Origin of the sequence: Chitinasiproducens palmae, from assembly GCF_900095735.1 — a bacterium.
GTDB classification, from domain to species: Bacteria; Pseudomonadota; Gammaproteobacteria; order Burkholderiales; family Burkholderiaceae; genus Chitinasiproducens; species Chitinasiproducens palmae.
Genome location: NZ_FNLO01000005.1, coordinates 173,991 through 191,702, shown reverse-complemented (window position 1 = coordinate 191,702; position 17,712 = coordinate 173,991). Strand labels below are relative to the sequence as shown.

Annotated in this window: 10 protein-coding genes; 1 reads left to right on the top strand and 9 read right to left on the bottom strand. The window is 66.1% G+C overall.

Annotated elements, in window-relative coordinates:
- Positions 1 to 68: 68 nt before the first annotated feature.
- The 4 genes from BLU54_RS10295 to hemE all read right to left on the bottom strand — a co-directional run bounded on the left by BLU54_RS10295 (position 69) and on the right by hemE (position 9,261).
- Complete coding sequence (locus BLU54_RS10295) at positions 69 to 1,214, bottom strand: branched-chain amino acid ABC transporter substrate-binding protein (protein ID WP_091907730.1); 1,146 nt, start codon at positions 1,212 to 1,214, stop codon at positions 69 to 71.
- 78 nt (positions 1,215 to 1,292) lie between these two features.
- On the bottom strand, positions 1,293 to 5,189 hold the full coding sequence (gene putA / locus BLU54_RS10290) for a trifunctional transcriptional regulator/proline dehydrogenase/L-glutamate gamma-semialdehyde dehydrogenase (RefSeq protein ID WP_091907728.1): 3,897 nt from the start codon (positions 5,187 to 5,189) through the stop codon (positions 1,293 to 1,295).
- 190 nt (positions 5,190 to 5,379) lie between these two features.
- Entirely contained in the window at positions 5,380 to 7,722 is a 2,343-nt protein-coding gene (locus BLU54_RS10285) for a primosomal protein N' (RefSeq protein ID WP_407919411.1), read from the bottom strand.
- Between the two features lie 438 nt (positions 7,723 to 8,160).
- Entirely contained in the window at positions 8,161 to 9,261 is a 1,101-nt protein-coding gene (gene hemE, locus BLU54_RS10280) for a uroporphyrinogen decarboxylase (protein WP_091908028.1), read from the bottom strand.
- 291 nt (positions 9,262 to 9,552) lie between these two features.
- Here hemE and BLU54_RS10275 point away from each other — a divergent pair, with 291 nt between their 5' ends.
- Positions 9,553 to 10,398 carry a transporter substrate-binding domain-containing protein gene (locus tag BLU54_RS10275; protein WP_091907725.1) on the top strand — a complete coding sequence of 282 codons (846 nt, stop codon included), beginning with the start codon at positions 9,553 to 9,555 and terminating at the stop codon, positions 10,396 to 10,398.
- A 436-nt stretch (positions 10,399 to 10,834) separates the two neighbouring features.
- On the opposite strand, the gene BLU54_RS10270 is transcribed toward BLU54_RS10275, so the two are convergent.
- The 5 genes from BLU54_RS10270 to atpA all read right to left on the bottom strand — a co-directional run bounded on the left by BLU54_RS10270 (position 10,835) and on the right by atpA (position 17,706).
- Entirely contained in the window at positions 10,835 to 12,556 is a 1,722-nt protein-coding gene (locus BLU54_RS10270; protein WP_091908026.1) for an AMP-binding protein, read from the bottom strand.
- Positions 12,557 to 13,145: 589 nt separating this feature from the next.
- Entirely contained in the window at positions 13,146 to 13,568 is a 423-nt protein-coding gene (locus BLU54_RS10265) for a F0F1 ATP synthase subunit epsilon (protein ID WP_091907723.1), read from the bottom strand.
- A 171-nt stretch (positions 13,569 to 13,739) separates the two neighbouring features.
- Positions 13,740 to 15,119, bottom strand: coding sequence for a F0F1 ATP synthase subunit beta (atpD, locus tag BLU54_RS10260; RefSeq protein ID WP_091907720.1), 1,380 nt, complete (start codon positions 15,117 to 15,119; stop codon positions 13,740 to 13,742).
- Positions 15,120 to 15,197: 78 nt separating this feature from the next.
- A complete protein-coding gene (gene atpG, locus BLU54_RS10255) occupies positions 15,198 to 16,073 on the bottom strand; it encodes a F0F1 ATP synthase subunit gamma (protein WP_091907718.1) in 876 nt (291 codons plus the stop codon).
- Positions 16,074 to 16,164: 91 nt separating this feature from the next.
- A complete protein-coding gene (gene atpA, locus BLU54_RS10250; RefSeq protein ID WP_091907716.1) occupies positions 16,165 to 17,706 on the bottom strand; it encodes a F0F1 ATP synthase subunit alpha in 1,542 nt (513 codons plus the stop codon).
- Positions 17,707 to 17,712 lie beyond the last annotated feature (6 nt).

Below are 17,712 nucleotides of genomic sequence, written 5' to 3'. Positions count from 1 at the left end.
CGGGGCAACAACGGGGCAATCCGCAGCGGGGCGGCAGCGCCGCCCCGTGCACTGCCCGCGGCGCAGGCTCAGTTCGAGCCGCCGCCCAGGCTTTCCAGCGGCTGCCACTTGCCGCCGACGACCTTGTACACGGTGATGCCGCCGTGCTTCAGGTCGCCCTTGCTGTCATAGGCGATATCGGTGCTCGTCACGCCGGACAGGTTGAGCTTGGCCAATTCCGGCAGGTACTTCTTCGGATCGGTCGAGTTGGCCTTCTTCATTGCCGTGAACAGCGCCATCGCACCGTCGTAGGCATACGGCGAGTACGTCTGCACGTCGCTGCCGAAACGCTTCTTGTACTTCGCGATGTAGGCGTTGCCACCCGGCATCTTTTCGAGCGGCAGACCGGCCAGCGAGGCGATGTTACCTTCCGCGGCGTTGCCGGCGATCTTCAAGAACGTGTCCGTCTTGACCATCTCGCCGCCGATCAGCGTCGCCTTCATGCCGAGCGTGCGCATCTGCTTGGCGAGCGGGCCGGCCTGCGCGTCGGCGCCGCCGTAGAAGACGGCGTCCGGCGTGCTCGACTTGATCTTGGTCAGGATCGCCTTGAAGTCGACCGCGCGGTCGTTGGTGAATTCGCGCCCGACGACGGTGCCGCCGGCGGCCTTCGCGGCCTTCTCGAACTGGTCGGCGAGCCCCTGGCCATACGCGGTGCGGTCATCGATGATCGCGATGCGCTTCAGGTTGAGGTTCTTGGCCGTGTACTGGCCGAGCACCGCGCCTTGCTGCGTGTCGGAGGTCATCATCCGGAACGTCGTCTTGAAGCCCTGCTGCGTGTACTCCGGCGCGGTCGCCATCGCGACTTCCGGGATGCCAGCCTGCGCGTAGATGCGCGATGCCGGGATCGTCGTACCCGAATTGAAGTGGCCGAGCATGCCCTTGATGCCGTTGTCGACCAGCTTCTGAGCGACGGTGGTGGCGGTGCGCGGATCGGCCTGATCGTCCTGCGAGTCGAGCACGATGCGAACCGGCTGGCCGCCAATGACCGGCTTGGTCGCATTGAAGTCTTCGACCGCGAGCGTCACGCCATTGGCGAAGTCGGCGCCATAGTGCGCCTGCGGGCCGGTCATCGGCGCGGCAACGCCGATGCGCACGTCTTCAGCGTGCGCGACGGCCGCGAAGGAAAGCGCGCCCAGCACCGAGATGCGCGCCAACTGCTTCAACTTGAACTGCATCGTGATCTCCTTTGTTCCCTGCTCATATCCAGTCCGGCCGATTGGCCGGACCGCTTCACAACGCGCCGCAGCGCATGCTTACCCGATGGTCATCAGGCTTGCATTACCCCCCGCTGCGGCCGTGTTCACGCTGACCGACCGCTCGGTAAGCAGCCGCTCAAGTACGTAGTCCTCGCCATCCGCGAGCGCCGTTGCTGGCAGACCCTGCACGGTCGCGATCGGACCCGGCCGCGCGGCCACCTGCCGGGCCAATGCGCTAAGCGCGTCGCCGTCGCCCTCGAACAGCACGGCCGCGAAATCCGCCCCGGCGAAATCGTCCGTCGCCGACGCATGGGCGCGCAGCGTGGCCGGCAGTGTCTGCACGAACTGCTGGCCGATCGCGCCCTGGAATACCGCGCGGTTGCCGGTCGCAAGCACTGCCGCGAACTGCAGACGCGCACCATGCTCGGTCGCTGGCACGCATAGTACCGTGCCGCGGCCGTGGAGCGAATAGGTATTGCGCTCCCCCGTCGGGCCAGGCATCGTCGCGGTCGCACCGACCAGGCCACGGGACAGATAGGCTTCGCAGCGCTTGCGGGCCGCGTCGTCGCCGGCTTGCCGCAGGAAGTCGGCGAACTGGCCGAGCGGCGATGCGCTGCCGGTCGTCGGCTGCGGCGTGAGCACCGCGCTCAGCGTGCTCGGCAGGTCCTGCGGACGGGTCGACAGCAGGCGATACAGATAGAGCGCGCCGCCAGCCTTCGGGCCCGTGCCCGACAGGCCTTCGCCACCGAACGGCTGCACGCCGACCACCGCGCCGATGACGTTGCGGTTCACATAGATATTGCCGACCTCGGCCTGCTCGACCACGCGCGCGATCGTCTCGTCGATGCGGGTATGGATGCCGAGCGTCAGGCCATAGCCGGTCGCGCGGATCGCGGCCAGCAGCGCGTCGAGGTTTTCACGGCGATAGCGCAGCACGTGCAGGACCGGGCCGAACACTTCCCGCTGCAGGATGGCGAGGTCGTCGATCTCGATCAGCGTCGGCGCCACGAACGTGCCGTTCTGCGCCGCTGCCGGCAGCGGCATTTCGGTCACGCGGCAGCCCTTGTTGCGCATCGCCGCGATGTGCGCATCGATGCCGCGCTTCGCGTCCGCGTCGATCACCGGACCGACGTCGGTGGACAGGCGATCCGGATTGCCGATCTGCAGTTCCGCCATCGCGCCGCGCAGCATCGCCAGGGTCCGGTCGGCGACGTCTTCCTGCAGGCACAGCACGCGCAGCGCCGAACAGCGCTGTCCGGCCGAGTCGAACGCCGACTGCAACACGTCCGCCACGACCTGCTCGGCCAGCGCGGACGAATCGACGATCATCGCGTTCTGGCCACCGGTCTCCGCGATGAACGGAATCGGACGACCCTGCGGGTCCAGGCGCGTGGCCAGCGTCTTTGCGATATGGCGAGCGACCTCGGTCGAGCCGGTGAACATCACGCCGCGCGTGCGCGTGTCCGCCACCAGCACGGCACCGACTTGCTCGCCGTCGCCCGGCAGCAACTGCACGGCGCCTGCCGGCACGCCCGCCTCGCGCAGGATGCGTACCGCCTGGGCGGCGATCAGCGGGGTCTGCTCGGCCGGCTTGGCCAACACCGTGTTGCCGGCGGCCAGCGCGGCCGCGACCTGCCCGACAAAGATGGCGAGCGGGAAGTTCCACGGACTGATGCACACCACCGGTCCAAGCGGACGATGGGTGTCGTTGGAGAACTCCTGCCGGGCCTGCGCGCCGTAGTAGCGCAGGAAGTCGACCGCTTCGCGCACTTCCGCGATCGCGTTGGCGAACGACTTGCCGGCCTCGCGCACGATCAGGCCGAGCAGTTGCGGCATCTGCGCTTCCAGCGCATCGGCGGCGCGCGCCAGGCAATCGGCGCGCTCGGCCGGCGGCGTCGACGCCCAGATCGGCAACGCGCCGAGCGCATAGCCGAGGGCGGCTTCCACGTCGGCAGTCTGTGCCTCGACGACGGTACCGACCACATCCCTCAAGTCGGATGGATTGCGCACCGGCTGCTCGACGCCACTGCCCTCGCCTTCGCCGAGCATCGGCGCGGCACGCCATGGCGTGCTGGCGCTGGCGAGCAGTGCGGACGACAGCGAAGCGAGACGATGTTCGTTGGACAGGTCCAGGCCCATCGAGTTAAGTCGCCCCTCGCCATACAGCTGGCGCGGCAGCGGGATCTTCGGATGCGGCGCGCCCGGCGGCGTGATGCGCGCGGCTTCGTCGATCGGGCTGGCAATCAGCGCCTCGACCGGGATCGACGTGTCGGCGATGCGGTTCACGAACGAGGTGTTCGCGCCGTTCTCCAGCAGGCGGCGCACCAGGTAGGCCAGCAGCGTTTCGTGCGTCCCGACCGGCGCGTAGACGCGGCAAGGCCGGTTCAGCTTGTCGCGCGCGGTCACTTCCTCGTAAAGCGGCTCGCCCATGCCGTGCAGGCACTGGAATTCGTACTGGCCCGGGTAGTAGTTGCGGCCGGCCAGGTGATAGATCGCCGCGAGCGTCTGGGCGTTGTGCGTCGCGAACTGCGGGAACACCGCATCCGGCGCGGCCAGCAGACGCTTCGCGCAGGCCAGGTAGGACACGTCGGTGTACACCTTGCGGGTGTACACCGGATAACCTTCCAGACCGTCCACCTGGGCGCGCTTGATCTCGGCGTCCCAATAGGCGCCCTTGACCAGACGGATCATCAGCCGATGCCGGCTGCGGCGCGCCAGGTCGATCACGAAATCGATCACGTACGGACAACGCTTCTGGTACGCCTGGATCACGAAGCCGATGCCGTTCCAGCCAGCCAGCGCTTCGTCGAAGCAGAGTGCTTCGAGCAGGTCGAGCGAGATTTCGAGTCGGTCGGCTTCTTCGGCATCGATGTTCAGGCCGATGTCGTAGTGGCGCGCCAGCAGCGCGAGTTCACGCACCCGCGGCAGCAGTTCCGCCATCACCCGGTCGTACTGCGCCCGCGAGTAGCGCGGATGCAGCGCCGACAGCTTGATCGAGATGCCCGGACCTTCGTAGATGCCGCGCCCGTTGGCGGCCTTGCCGATCGCGTGGATCGCCTGTTCGTAGGAAGCGTAGTAGCGCTTCGCGTCTTCCTCGGTGGTGGCCGCCTCGCCGAGCATGTCGTACGAATAGCGGAAGCCCTTCGCCTCGAACTTCCGGCTGTTGGCGAGCGCCTCGGAAATGGTTTCGCCGGTGACGAATTGCTCGCCCATCAGGCGCATCGCCATGTCGACGCCCTTGCGGATCAGCGGCTCGCCGCCGCGTCCGATCAAACGCGTCAGGGCCGACGACAAGCCGGCTTCGCTGTTCGTCGCGACCAGCCGGCCGGTGAGCATCAGACCCCAGGTCGCCGCGTTGACGAACAGCGACGGGGCTTGTCCAAGGTGGGCGCGCCAGTCGCCCTTGCTGATCTTGTCGCGGATCAGCGCGTCGCGCGTGGCGCGGTCCGGAATGCGCAGCAGTGCCTCGGCAAGGCACATCAGGGCCACGCCTTCCTGACTCGACAGCGAAAACTCGTGGATCAGGCCTTCGACGCCACCGCCCTTGTTCTTGCCGCGCAGCGCCTCGACCAGACGGCGCGCGAGCGCGTCGACGGGCTGCACCAGCGCGTCCGGCAGCTTGGCGTGTCCCAGCAGAAAAGGCACGCACTCGGTTTCCGGGCGGCGATAGGCGGAGGTGATCGCCGCGCGCAGCACCGACTGCGGCTGCACGCCCTGCGCGAAGTCCATGAACGGGACCGGCTGTTCGCCGCTTTCGGTCGGCGTCTCGACAACTTCGCCGCCGTCGCCGCCGGCGAGTTCGGGTGGCAGCGCACCGCCCTCGATGCGCTCGAGGTAGGCGAAGATCGCCTGCTTGATCAGCCAGTGCGGCGTACGGTCGATATGTTGGGCAGCATTCTTCAGACGCGCGCGCAGAGGCTCGTCCACCTTGACGCCGAGGGTCGTCGTTACCATGTTTTTTCGCAGCGGGGGTTCGGGGTGGGTGGATCGTACTCGACAGAAAACAAAGGTGCAACCCGGCGCGCATTAGGGTTGCACCTTGCATTGAACACCATTGGACGCCTGTATGGACACCGATACGCACGCCTGGCGGCCGACGCGCGGCCGTGCAGCGGATCATGCGACTGGCGGTCCCGCCCGGCGATCAAATCTCGAGCGGATCGACCTCGATGGCCCACCGCAGCACGCCATGGCCGCCGAGCGTGTCGCGCCAGGCGCTCAGCGCCAGGTGCAATGCCTGGCGCGATGCACTTTCCAGCAGCAACTGCGCGCGATAGGTGTCGTTGATCTTCACCATCGCCAATGGCACCGGGGCGTAGCGCACCACGCGGCCGTCGGCGGCGACGTCGAGCGTGTCGAACCGCGCGGCGGCGTCCTCAAGGAAAGCGAGCGCGCCCTCCAGCGTGCGAGCCTCGGCCTTCAGCAGAGCCTGGTGGATGAATGGCGGCAGATGCGCGTCGCGGCGCTCGTTCGTCAGCATTCGCGCATAGCCCGCATAGTCGTGGCGCGCGAGCGCGGCGTAGAGCGGGTGGTGCGGATAGCGTGTCTGTATCAGCACTTCGCCGGGCAGATCGGCGCGGCCCGCCCGGCCGGCAACCTGCATCAGCTGGCCGAACAGCCGCTCGCTGGCGCGGAAGTCGTGTGAAAACAGCGCCGAATCCGCATTCAGCACGCCGACGAGCGTGACACGCTGGAAGTCGTGCCCCTTGGCCACCATGTTGGTACCGATCAACACGTCGACACGACCGGCATGCACATCCGCAAACAGCGCTTCGGCGCTGCCACGCCGGCGAGTGCTGTCCGCATCGATACGCAACACGCGCGCGTCCGGCATGACCTCCGCCAGCGCGGCCTCGATGCGCTGCGTGCCGCGACCGAGCGGGCGCAGGTCGATGTTGCCGCAGGACGGGCAGGCGTGCGGTATGGCTTCCTGCCAGCTGCAGTGGTGGCAGCGCAGCATCCCGTCGCCCCGGTGCAGCACGAGATAGGCACTGCAATGAGTACATTCCGAGACCCAACCGCAGGCATCACAGGACAGAACCGGGGCATAACCGCGCCGGTTCAGGAACAGGAGGCTCTGTTCGCCGCGCGCCAGGCGCTCGCGCATGGCGTCCAGCAAGGTCGACGAAAGGCCGTCGCCGGACAGCCGCCCCTGGCGCTTGTGCGCGTCCAGGTCGACCGTCCGCACGGTGGGCAGGGCCGCCGTGTCGGCCGCCGGCCGGCGGCTCAGCACCAGACGGCGATAACGGCCTTGCTCGGCGTGACACCAGCTCTCCAGGGACGGCGTGGCCGAGCCGAGCACGACTGGCACGCCCAGGTGCTTGGCGCGCCACACGCAGAGATCGCGTGCCGAATACCGCAGCCCTTCCTGTTGCTTGTAAGCGGCCTCGTGCTCCTCGTCGACGATCAGCAACGACAGCTTGCGAAAGGACGCAAGCGCTGCAAGGCGCGTGCCGATCACGATGCGGGCGCGGCCCTGGTGCGCGGCGAGCCAGTTGGCCGCGCGCTCGCCTTCGGAGAGACCGCTGTGCAATGCCACAACGCCGTGCTCGCCCAGCGCCGCGAAGCGGGCGCGCAGCCGTCCCATGAATTGCGGCGTCAGGTTGATCTCGGGCACCAGCAGCAGTGCCTGCGCGTCGGCATCCTGTGCCAGACAATGGGCGACGGCCCGCAGATAGACCTCGGTCTTGCCGCTGCCGGTGATGCCGTGCAGCAGGAAGGCGTCGAAACCGCTGGCGCCGGCGATCGCGTCGACGGCCGCGCGTTGCTCGTCGGTCAACGTCGGCAGCCGGTCTATGGACGCGGCCGGCGCTTCCGAGGCCAACGCACGGGCGACACTTGCGCTGGTGACTGCGTCGGCGACTGGCTCGGCAACTGGCTCGCTAACTAAGTTGGCGACAAGGCGCTGGTCCACCGCATCGCTCGACGCCGCTTCGGTGACCATGCCGACCCAGCCGGCTGCCTGCCAGTCGTCCAGAAGCGCGGCGGCACGCGGATGCAGGCTGGACAGCGCATCGGCAGCCAGCGGCGCCGCCAGCAGGGCTTCGGCGAGGCGTCGCTGTGCGCTGGCCCGCGCTGGCAATGCCCCGGGAAGCGCGGCCCGTCCCGCTGCGGTCGCCACATAACGTCGCTGTGACCGCTGCTGTCGTGCCCAGCGCTTTGGATCGCGCAAACCCGCCGGTACCGCGGGCAGCGCAACCTCGCCGATCCCACGCTGGTAGTAGCCGGCCGCGAAACCCACCAGTGCCAGCCACTCCGGGCGCAACGGCGGCCATGCTTCGCAGAGCGTGGTCAGCGGTTTGAGCCGCTCGAGCGGCAGCGCGCTGTCCTCGCCGACGTCGCAGACAATGCCGATGCATTGGCGCCTGCCAAACGGCACCGAAACGAGTTGTCCGGGGCGCGCATGTACGCCGGGGGCGACGAGATAGTCGAAGGTGCCGGCATGCAAGTGGTCGAGTGCAACTCGCGCTATCGCTGGCTTGGTCACGATGCGACGTCTAGACGTAGATGCGGACCGGTGATTTCCCGCATGGTGCCGCCTGGAACCCGCTCCGGCAACGCAACGCCGACAGGCGCCTGCTCGAGCGACGCGCTCGCAACTGTTCGCCAAGCCTCACGCGATTTGCACGCAATGGGAGGTAAACACATGTGCCGAAAGGGTTTACCGCTCACGTCGCAGCCATTGTGGAAGCGCCTGTGGATAACTTTGTTGAAAAGTGCTTTCGCCACGTTGCAAGCTTTGTCAAGAGGCAGCGAAAAATTTCCTCAAAACTGCTCGACTCGACGCATTAGTCCTTTTTTATCAGATGCTTACCGAGAATTTCTTACATCCGAAGCAACCCCTCCGGCTTGTCCTGCGACGACGCGAAGCTTTGCCGAAATTGTGCATAAGTCAAGCGGGCAGGCCAGCGCTCCGTTCTCGCGGTCAACGCCCCGCGCGTTGTTGCCGGCTGTACTCATGAACTTCGGTCACCAGCGCACCGGCATGTTCGGGGGGCGTGAACTGCGAAATGCCATGGCCAAGATTGAACACGTGACCCGGCGCCGCGCCGTAGCGATCGAGCAGCGCACGCGCCTGCGCCCGGATCGTTTCGGGCGGCGCGAACAGGACGTTTGGATCAAGGCTGCCCTGTAGCGCCACCTTGTCGCCGACGCGTTGACGCGCGGCTGCCGGGTCGACCGTCCAGTCCAGGCCGAGCGCATCGACGCCGCTCGCTGCGAGCGCCTCCAGCCACAGCCCGCCCCCTTTGGTGAATGCGATGCAGGGCACGCGGCGCCCTTCCCGCTCGCGAATCAGGCCCGCGACAATGCGTTCGATATAGGCCAGCGAGAAGGCCTGGTACGCGCCATCCGCCAGCACGCCGCCCCAGGTGTCGAAGATCATCACCGCCTGCGCGCCAGCCTCGATCTGCGCATTGAGATAGGCGATCACGGCGTCGGCATTGACCTTCAGGATCTGGTGCAGCCACTCCGGCTGGCTGTACAGCATCGTCTTGATCGTGCGGAAATCCGACGAGCCCCGGCCTTCGACCATGTAGCAGGCCAGCGTGAACGGGCTACCGGAGAAGCCGATCAGCGGCACCCGCTGGACGCCACCGACCGTCAACGCCTTGCGGATTTCACGCACGGCATCGGTCACGTAGCCCAGGGTTGCGTCGATGTCCGGTACCGCGAGGCGCGCAACATCGGCTTCCGTCCGAACCGGGCGCGCGAAGCTCGGGCCTTCGCCGGCGGTGAACTCCAGGCCGAGCCCCATCGCGTCCGGCACCGTGAGGATGTCGGAAAACAGGATGGCGGCATCCAACGGGAAGCGTGCCAGCGGCTGCAGGGTGACTTCCGTGGCCAGCGCCGGGTTCTGCGCCAGCTTCAGGAAACTGCCGGCGCGCGCGCGCGTGGCGTTGTATTCCGGCAGATAGCGTCCCGCCTGCCGCATCAGCCACACCGGCGTGTAGTCGGTCGGCTCGCGCATCAGCGCGCGCAGAAAAGTATCGTTGGCAAGAGCCTGGACGGCGGAGTCGGACGGCATCGGGAAGAAGCTCGGCAAGAAATTGGGCTGCGCGCGAGGCATGCACGGCGCGGTGCACGAAGCACGAATCCACCATTCTAACGCCCCGGGCCACCTTGCCCCGGCACCGGACGCTTGCGCGCACCGTCCTCGGGTGAGCCTCGATACTGGACTCGGGCAAGTTCCGTTAGGCTTGCTGTCGCCGTACAGCCGGTTCGGCAGGAGCCGGCGCGATGGTGGAAACGCGATGCGAGGCTGCCGGCCCGTGGTACGACGCACCCCCAGTAGACGACAAGAAAAAGGAGCAAGGCGATGTTGAAATGGCTTCAACGAGGCAGCAAACGGTTGCAGCGCGCTGCGCGGCCAGGCGCGGCGGCGGTCGTCGTCGGCCTGCTTGGCGCGGCGATCGCTGCACCAGCCGTTGCACAAGGTGCGGGGCCGACGCCCGGCGCTCCCGCGTCGCGACTCAACGATATCGTGCAGCGCGGTACGCTGCGCATCTGCACCACGGGCGATTACAAGCCCTACACCTACCTGCGCAGCGACGGACGCTTCGAAGGCATCGACATCGCCCTGGCGGAATCGCTGGCGCAGTCGCTCCAGGTGAAACCGGAGTTCGTGAAGACGTCGTGGAAGGCGCTGACCGACGATTTCATCGCCAAGTGCGACATCGCGGTGGGCGGCGTGTCAGTGACGCTTGACCGGCAACGGCGCGCGTTTTTCACCCAGGCATACATGGTCGACGGCAAGACGCCTGTCGTGCGTTGCGGGGACGTGGACAAGTATCAAACTGTTGCCGACATCAACCGCCCCGCCGTGCGAACCATCGTCAATCCGGGCGGCACCAATGAGCGATTCGCGCGACGCTACTTCGGACAATCGAACCTGACCGTCTACCCGGATAACGTGACGATCTTCCGGCAAATTGCCGAAGGCAAGGCGGATGTGATGGTTACCGACGCCTCCGAAACGCTCTACCAGCACAAGCTCGACCCGCGGCTGTGCTCGGTCCATCCGGAAAAGCCGTTCGAGTTCAGCGAGAAGGCCTTCATGCTGCCGCAGGGCGACGTCATCTATCAGCAATATGTCGATCAGTGGCTGCACTTGCTGAAGGAGACGGGCGGCTTCAGCGCGATCACTGACAGCTGGCTGAAATAGGACGGCCGTGCCGCGTCGGTGCGGTAACGCTCTTACGCTCGCGGTGAACAACCGGCGTTAAGTGTTTGATTTACAGAATGCAACACTTTGTTACCCCCGACTCGATTCTTTTTTAAGAGAATCATTCCATCGTCGCGAAGACGACGGCGCAGCGAAAGTTGCCCGTCGCCGGTGCGGCTCAGGTCTCCTCGCGCTAACCCCGTAGCGTGTGGCTTCAGCGGGCTTCGTGCCCGCCTTTTTTTTGCCTTTTCATTTTGCATCGTCGGTGCATGCCGGCCCTTGGCCCGCACGGCTAGCGCGTCGCTCTGCGCTGTGACACATGCCGCCCCGATGCAATCCATGCTCGCCAGTCGGCTGCCGTATCAAGCGGCGGCGCCAAAGCCCGCCGCGTGGCGAGCCATCGGCTGCGAATCATTGCCGATCGCCGCTCGCCTGCTCAGGCGGTGGCTACCGCGCGCCGCTCCAGCTCACGCATCATCGCCTCGCGCATCATGAACTTCTGCACCTTGCCGGTGACGGTCATCGGCATTTCGGTGACGAACCTGATGTGACGGGGAATCTTGAAGTGCGCGATCTGTCCGTCGCAGAATGCGCGGATCTCTTCCGCGTCGGCCTCGGCCCCCGTCTTCAACACGATCCACGCGCAGACTTCCTCGCCGTATTTCTCGTCCGGCACGCCGAACACCTGAACCGATGCAATCTTCGGGTGACGGAACAGGAATTCCTCGATTTCGCGCGGGTAGACATTCTCGCCGCCACGAATCAGCATGTCCTTCGCGCGTCCGACGATATTGCAGTAGCCATCCGCGTCGAGTGTCGCAAGGTCGCCGGTATGCATCCAGCCGTCGACGATCGCTTCCTCGGTACGCGCGGGGTCGCCCCAATAGCCATGCATCACCGAATAGCCGCGCACGCACAGTTCTCCCGTCTCGCCCACCGGCACGATCTGCCCGGCGCCGTCGACTATCTTCGCTTCGAGATGCGGCTGGATCTGGCCGACCGTCGAAACCCGCTTGTCGAGCGGATCGTCGGTCGACGACTGGAAGGAAACGGGGCTGGTTTCGGTCATCCCGTAAGCGATCGTGATCTCGTCGAGGTGCATCGCCGACACGACGCGCTTCATCGTCTCGATCGGACAGGGCGAGCCGGCCATGATGCCGGTGCGCAAGGTACTGAAATCGAAGCTGGCGAAGTCGGGATGGTCCAGCTCCGCGATGAACATGGTCGGCACGCCATGCAGGGCCGTGCAACGCTCCTCGCTGACCGCACGCAAGGTGGCGCCCGGCTCGAAAGCCTCACCCGGGAAGATCATGGCCGCGCCGGTCGAGACGCAGGCGAGCACCGCCAGCACCATCCCGAAGCAGTGATAGAAAGGTACCGGAATGCAAAGCCGGTCCTGCTCCGAGAAACGCATTGCACGCGCGATGTAGCGCCCGTTGTTGACGATGTTGCGGTGACTGAGGGTAGCCCCCTTGGGTTGGCCGGTGGTGCCGCTGGTGAACTGGATATTGATCGGTTCGCCGTCGCGTAGTTCGGCGGCGACCGCGGCCGCGCGCCAACCGTCTGCGATGCGTTGCCGGCCGAGGGCCATCACGGCTGCGAAGCCCAGCATGCCGGGCGTTTCGGCGTCACCCATCCGGATCACGGTCGTCAGCGCCGGCAAGCGGCCGCTGCGCAGCCGCGCGGGCGCCGCCTCCGACAACTCGGGCGCCAGTGCCTGCAACATGCCGAGATAGTCGGACGACTTGAAGCGTTCCGCGGTGACCAAGGCCTGACAAGCGACCTTGTTCAACGCGTATTCGACCTCGGCAAGCCGGTACGCCGGATTGATGTTGACGAGAATCACGCCAAGCCGCGCCGTCGCGAACTGCGTGAGCAGCCATTCGACGCGATTGGGCGACCAGATGCCGACGCGGTCGCCCTTGCTCAAACCTAGATTGGCGAGACCCGCCGCCAACGCTTCCACTTCTGCATCGAATTGCGCCCACGTCCAACGGACGCCCTGCTCCCGGAACACGACCGCCTCGCGCTCGGGCCAACGCGCGACGGTTTCCTTCAGCAGGCCGTCGACCGTCAGGTTCGAGAGCGGCGGGGCGAACTCGCCGCGGACATAGGACAGACCGTCACGCGGCACGCGTTGGGCGGCGGTATGGGGCATCGCATTCTCCTGGTCGGCTTCGAGCCGCAAGGCGGGCGCGCGGCTCGTTCCGTCGAGTCTTGCACGGAAGGCGCACCGGGAGAATGGTGTGTAACCCGAGGGCGGCAAGGTCGGGACGGAGTGCGCCGGGGCATGCGTTCGCCCAGCCGGCGACGTGCGAGATGCGCGCTGCGGTGCGTCGGCTTCAACCTTCACGCTTGGCGAACGATAGGGACCTGGGACTGTACGCCACCCTCGGCTCGGTCAGAAAGGCGGGGAACCGCCGGGGCAGCCGCAAACCATCGAAAACCGCAGCGGAGCGCGATACGCACCCGACACTGGCGGTAGGCTCGATGCGGCCGGTGGTGCATTGCGCTCTGCGGTACTACCGTGGCCGCGTAGCGGCCCGCTGGCCGTACGACGCTCGCCGTGCTCGCCGTGCTCGCCGCGCGCGATGGCGGACGTCGGCCGTACGACCCGCCCAGAACCGACCGGCACGGCTGTGCCGACGATTTGGGCTGTCTTCCGAGCGCGACGCAAAAAAGCCCCTCCGCTCACGCGCAAGGGGCTCGGTCCAGGCGACCGGGCAGTACCCGGCGGCCGCGCCGTCTCAATGCGTGCCGCGGCGGCGACGCAGTTGCTGGATTGCGGCGATCTGTGCGGCAGCGTACGCCAGTTCGGCCTGTGCCGCCGCATATTCGATGTTCGAACTCGTGTTCGACAGTGCTTCTTCGGCCGCGCGGCGCGCCTGCTCGGCCTTCGCTTCGTCGAGATCCTGACCACGGATCGCGGTGTCGGCCAGCACGGTGACGGCGTCCGGTTGCACTTCGAGAATGCCGCCCGCGACGAAAACGAACTCTTCGCCCGACTCCGTCTCGATGCGCACCGCACCCGGACGGATGCGCGTGATCAGCGGCGTGTGTCCCGGCAGGATGCCGAGCTCACCGGCTTCACCCGGCAGCGCGACGAACTTCGCCTCGCCGGAGAAGATCTGCTCTTCGGCGCTGACGACGTCTACTTTGATGGTTGCCATATCGATTCCTGTTCGGCACACCGGACCGGTTCGCCAGGCGGCTCGGTCCGGAAGTGAAAATGCGGCGCGAACGGACCGCGAGCGGTCGCCGCGGCCGCTGACTTCGGAGAACGGGAACCGCTGGCGGCACATGTTGCCGCCGCCGGGTCCCGCCAACCGGCGTCAGCCGGCTTACTGCATCTTCTTCGCCTTTTCGAACGCTTCGTCGATCGTGCCGACCATGTAGAACGCCTGCTCCGGCAGGTGATCGCACTCGCCGTCGACGATCATCTTGAAGCCACGGATCGTTTCCTTCAGCGGCACGTACTTGCCCGGCGAGCCCGTGAAGACCTCGGCGACGTGGAACGGCTGCGACAGGAAGCGCTGGATCTTACGCGCGCGGGCCACGGCTTGCTTGTCATCCGGCGACAGCTCGTCCATGCCCAGAATTGCGATGATGTCGCGCAGTTCCTTGTAGCGCTGCAGGGTCTGCTGCACCCGGCGCGTGACCGTGTAGTGCTCTTCGCCGATCACGTTCGGGTCGATCTGGCGCGAGGTCGAGTCCAGCGGGTCGACGGCCGGGTAGATACCCAGCGACGCGATGTCCCGCGACAGCACCACGGTCGCGTCCAAGTGGCCGAAGGTGGTGGCCGGCGACGGATCGGTCAAGTCGTCGGCAGGCACGTACACGGCCTGCACCGAGGTGATCGAGCCGGTCTTGGTCGACGTGATCCGTTCCTGCAGACGACCCATTTCCTCGGCCAGCGTCGGCTGATAGCCCACCGCCGACGGCATCCGGCCCAGCAGCGCCGAGACTTCGGTACCGGCCAGGGTGTAACGATAGATGTTGTCGACGAAGAACAGCACGTCGCGGCCTTCGTCGCGGAAGTGCTCGGCCATCGTCAGACCGGTCAGCGCCACGCGCAGACGGTTGCCCGGCGGCTCGTTCATCTGACCGTAGACCAGCGCGACCTTGTCCAGGACGTTCGAGTCCTTCATTTCATGATAGAAGTCGTTCCCTTCGCGGGTACGCTCGCCCACACCGGCGAACACGGAGTAACCACCGTGCTCCTTCGCGATGTTGTTGATCAGTTCCATCATGTTGACGGTCTTGCCGACGCCGGCACCGCCGAACAGGCCGACCTTGCCGCCCTTCGCGAACGGGCAGACCAGGTCGATGACCTTGATGCCGGTTTCGAGCAGTTCGGTCGACGGCGCGAGCTGGTCGAAGTTCGGCGCCTTCTGGTGGATCGAGCGGTGGTTCTCGCTCTCGATCACGCCGGCTTCGTCGATCGGACGGCCAAGCACGTCCATGATCCGGCCCAGCGTCGGCGTACCGACCGGCACCGTGATCGGGTTGCCCGTGTTGCGGATCGTCAGGCCGCGCTTCAGGCCTTCCGACGAACCGAGGCAGATGGTACGGACGACGCCGTCACCCAACTGCTGTTGCACTTCGAGCGTCAGCTCGGAGCCGTCCAAAACCAGCGCATCGAAGATGTTGGGCATCTGGTTGCGCGGGAACTCGACGTCGACCACCGCACCGATGCACTGTACGATCTTGCCTTCCGTCATCACAGCACTCATCGCTTATTCCTTTAACTGTTCAATTGTCCGTCGCGCCGTCGTTCGCCGCGCGTCATGTCCGTGGCGTCAAACGGCTGCCGCGCCGCTCACGATTTCGGACAGTTCCTTCGTGATCGCGGCCTGCCGGCTCTTGTTGTACACGAGCTGCATCTCGCTGATGACCGTCTTCGCGTTGTCCGAAGCGGCCTTCATCGCCACCATCCGGGCCGACTGCTCCGACGCCATGTTCTCGGCAACGCCCTGGTAGACCAGCGCCTCGACGTAGCGCACGAGCAGATCGTCGATGACGGCCTGCGCATCCGGCTCGTAGATATAGTCCCAGCTGTGACCCGTCGCTCCGGCTTCGCGCTGCAGCGCGGCGTCCGGCAATGGCAGCAGTTGCTCGATCACCGGCTCCTGCTTCATCGTGTTCACGAAACGCGTGTACGCGAGATACACCGCGTCCAGCTCGCCCGCCGCGAACGCGTCGAGTTGCGTCTTGATCACGCCGATCAGCTTTTCCAGATGCGGCGTATCGCCGAGCTGGGCGACCTGCGAGACGATCTTCGCACCGAAGCGGTGCAGGAACGCCGCGCCCTTGCCACCGATCGTGGTTGCTTCCAGCGCGATGCCGCGCTGTTCGAGTTCACGATACTTGGCCAGCACCGCGCGGAGGATGTTGGTGTTCATCCCGCCGCACAATCCCTTGTCGGTCGTCACCAGGATGATGCCCGCCCGCTTCGCGCCGGTGGTACGCACCATGAACGGATGACGGTATTCGGGATTCGCCTCGCTCATGTGCGCGGCGATGTCCCTGACCTTCTCCGCGTACGGGCGCGCGGCGCGCATGCGTTCCTGCGCGCGGCGCATCTTCGAGGCGGCGACCATCTCCATTGCCTTGGTGATCTTGCGCGTGTTCTGCACGCTCTTGATCTTGCCGCGGATTTCCTTCATTCCCGCCATTGTTCAACTCCTCGTCCAGCCCGGACCGGCCCGTTTCCGGGCGGCGCGGGCCGCTGCTGGAACGCCCGACTGCGCGGTCCCAGCGGTTCGATCAGTAGGCGCCCGACTTCTTGAAGTCGGCGACCGCGGCATGCAACAGCGGCTCGTCGTCCTTCGTCAGTTCCTTCTTGTCTTCGATGCGGCCGATCAGGTCGGCATGGCTCGTCTTCAGCGCATCGCGCAGGCCACGCTCGAACGGCAGCACCTTCGACACGTCCAGATCGTCGAGATAGCCATTGTTGGCGGCGAACAGCGACACGGCCAGTTCCCACACCTGCAGCGGCTGGTACTGCGGCTGCTTGAGCAGTTCCGTGACGCGGCGGCCGCGCTCGAGCTGGCGACGGGTCGCTTCGTCGAGATCCGAGGCAAACTGCGCGAAGGCCGCCAATTCGCGGTACTGCGCCAGGTCGGTACGGATACCGCCGGAGAGCTTCTTGACCGCCTTCGTCTGTGCCGCGCCACCGACCCGCGACACCGAGATACCGGCGTTGATCGCGGGGCGCACGCCAGCGTTGAACAGGTCGGTTTCCAGGAAGATCTGGCCGTCGGTGATCGAGATCACGTTGGTCGGCACGAACGCCGTGACGTCGCCCGCCTGCGTCTCGATGATCGGCAGGGCGGTCAGCGAACCGCTTTGACCCGTGACTTCGCCGTTGGTGAACTTCTCGACGTAGTCTTCCGAGACGCGCGACGCACGCTCCAGCAGGCGCGAGTGCAGATAGAACACGTCGCCCGGGTAGGCTTCGCGGCCCGGCGGACGGCGCAGCAACAGCGAGATCTGGCGATAGGCCCAGGCTTGCTTGGTCAAGTCGTCATAGACGATCAGCGCATCCTGGCCGCGATCGCGGAAGTACTCGCCCATCGTGCAGCCGGCGTACGGCGCCAGGTACTGCATCGCGGCCGGATCGGCGGCGCTGGCCGCGACGATCGTCGTGTATTCGAGCGCGCCGAACTCTTCGAGCTTGCGCAGCACGTTCATGATCGACGAAGCCTTCTGGCCGATCGCGACGTAAATGCACTTAACGCCCTTGCCCTTCTGGTTGATGATCGCGTCGAGCGCCACGGCGCTCTTGCCGGTCTGGCGGTCGCCGATGATCAGCTCGCGCTGGCCACGGCCGATCGGCACCATTGCGTCGATCGACTTCACGCCGGTCTGCAGCGGCTGGTCCACCGACTTACGCCAGATCACGCCCGGGGCGATCTTTTCGACCGCATCGGTGAGCTTCGCGTTGATCGGGCCCTTGCCGTCGATCGGGTTGCCGAGGGCGTCGACCACACGGCCGAGCATTTCCGGACCGACCGGCACTTCCAGCTGGCGGCCGGTGCACTTGACGATCCCGCCTTCGCTGATACCTTCGTAGTCGCCCAGAATCACGGCGCCGACCGAGTCGCGCTCCAGATTCAGCGCCAGACCGAAGGTGTCGTTGCCGAAGTCGAGCATTTCGCCCTGTTGCACGTCCGACAGGCCGTGAATGCGGACGATGCCGTCGCTCACGGAGATGACGGTGCCCTGCGTGCGAAGATCGGCGCCTGCTTCGAGCCCCTGAATCCGGCTTTTGATCAGCTCGCTGATTTCAGAAGGGTTGAGTTGCATGGTTGC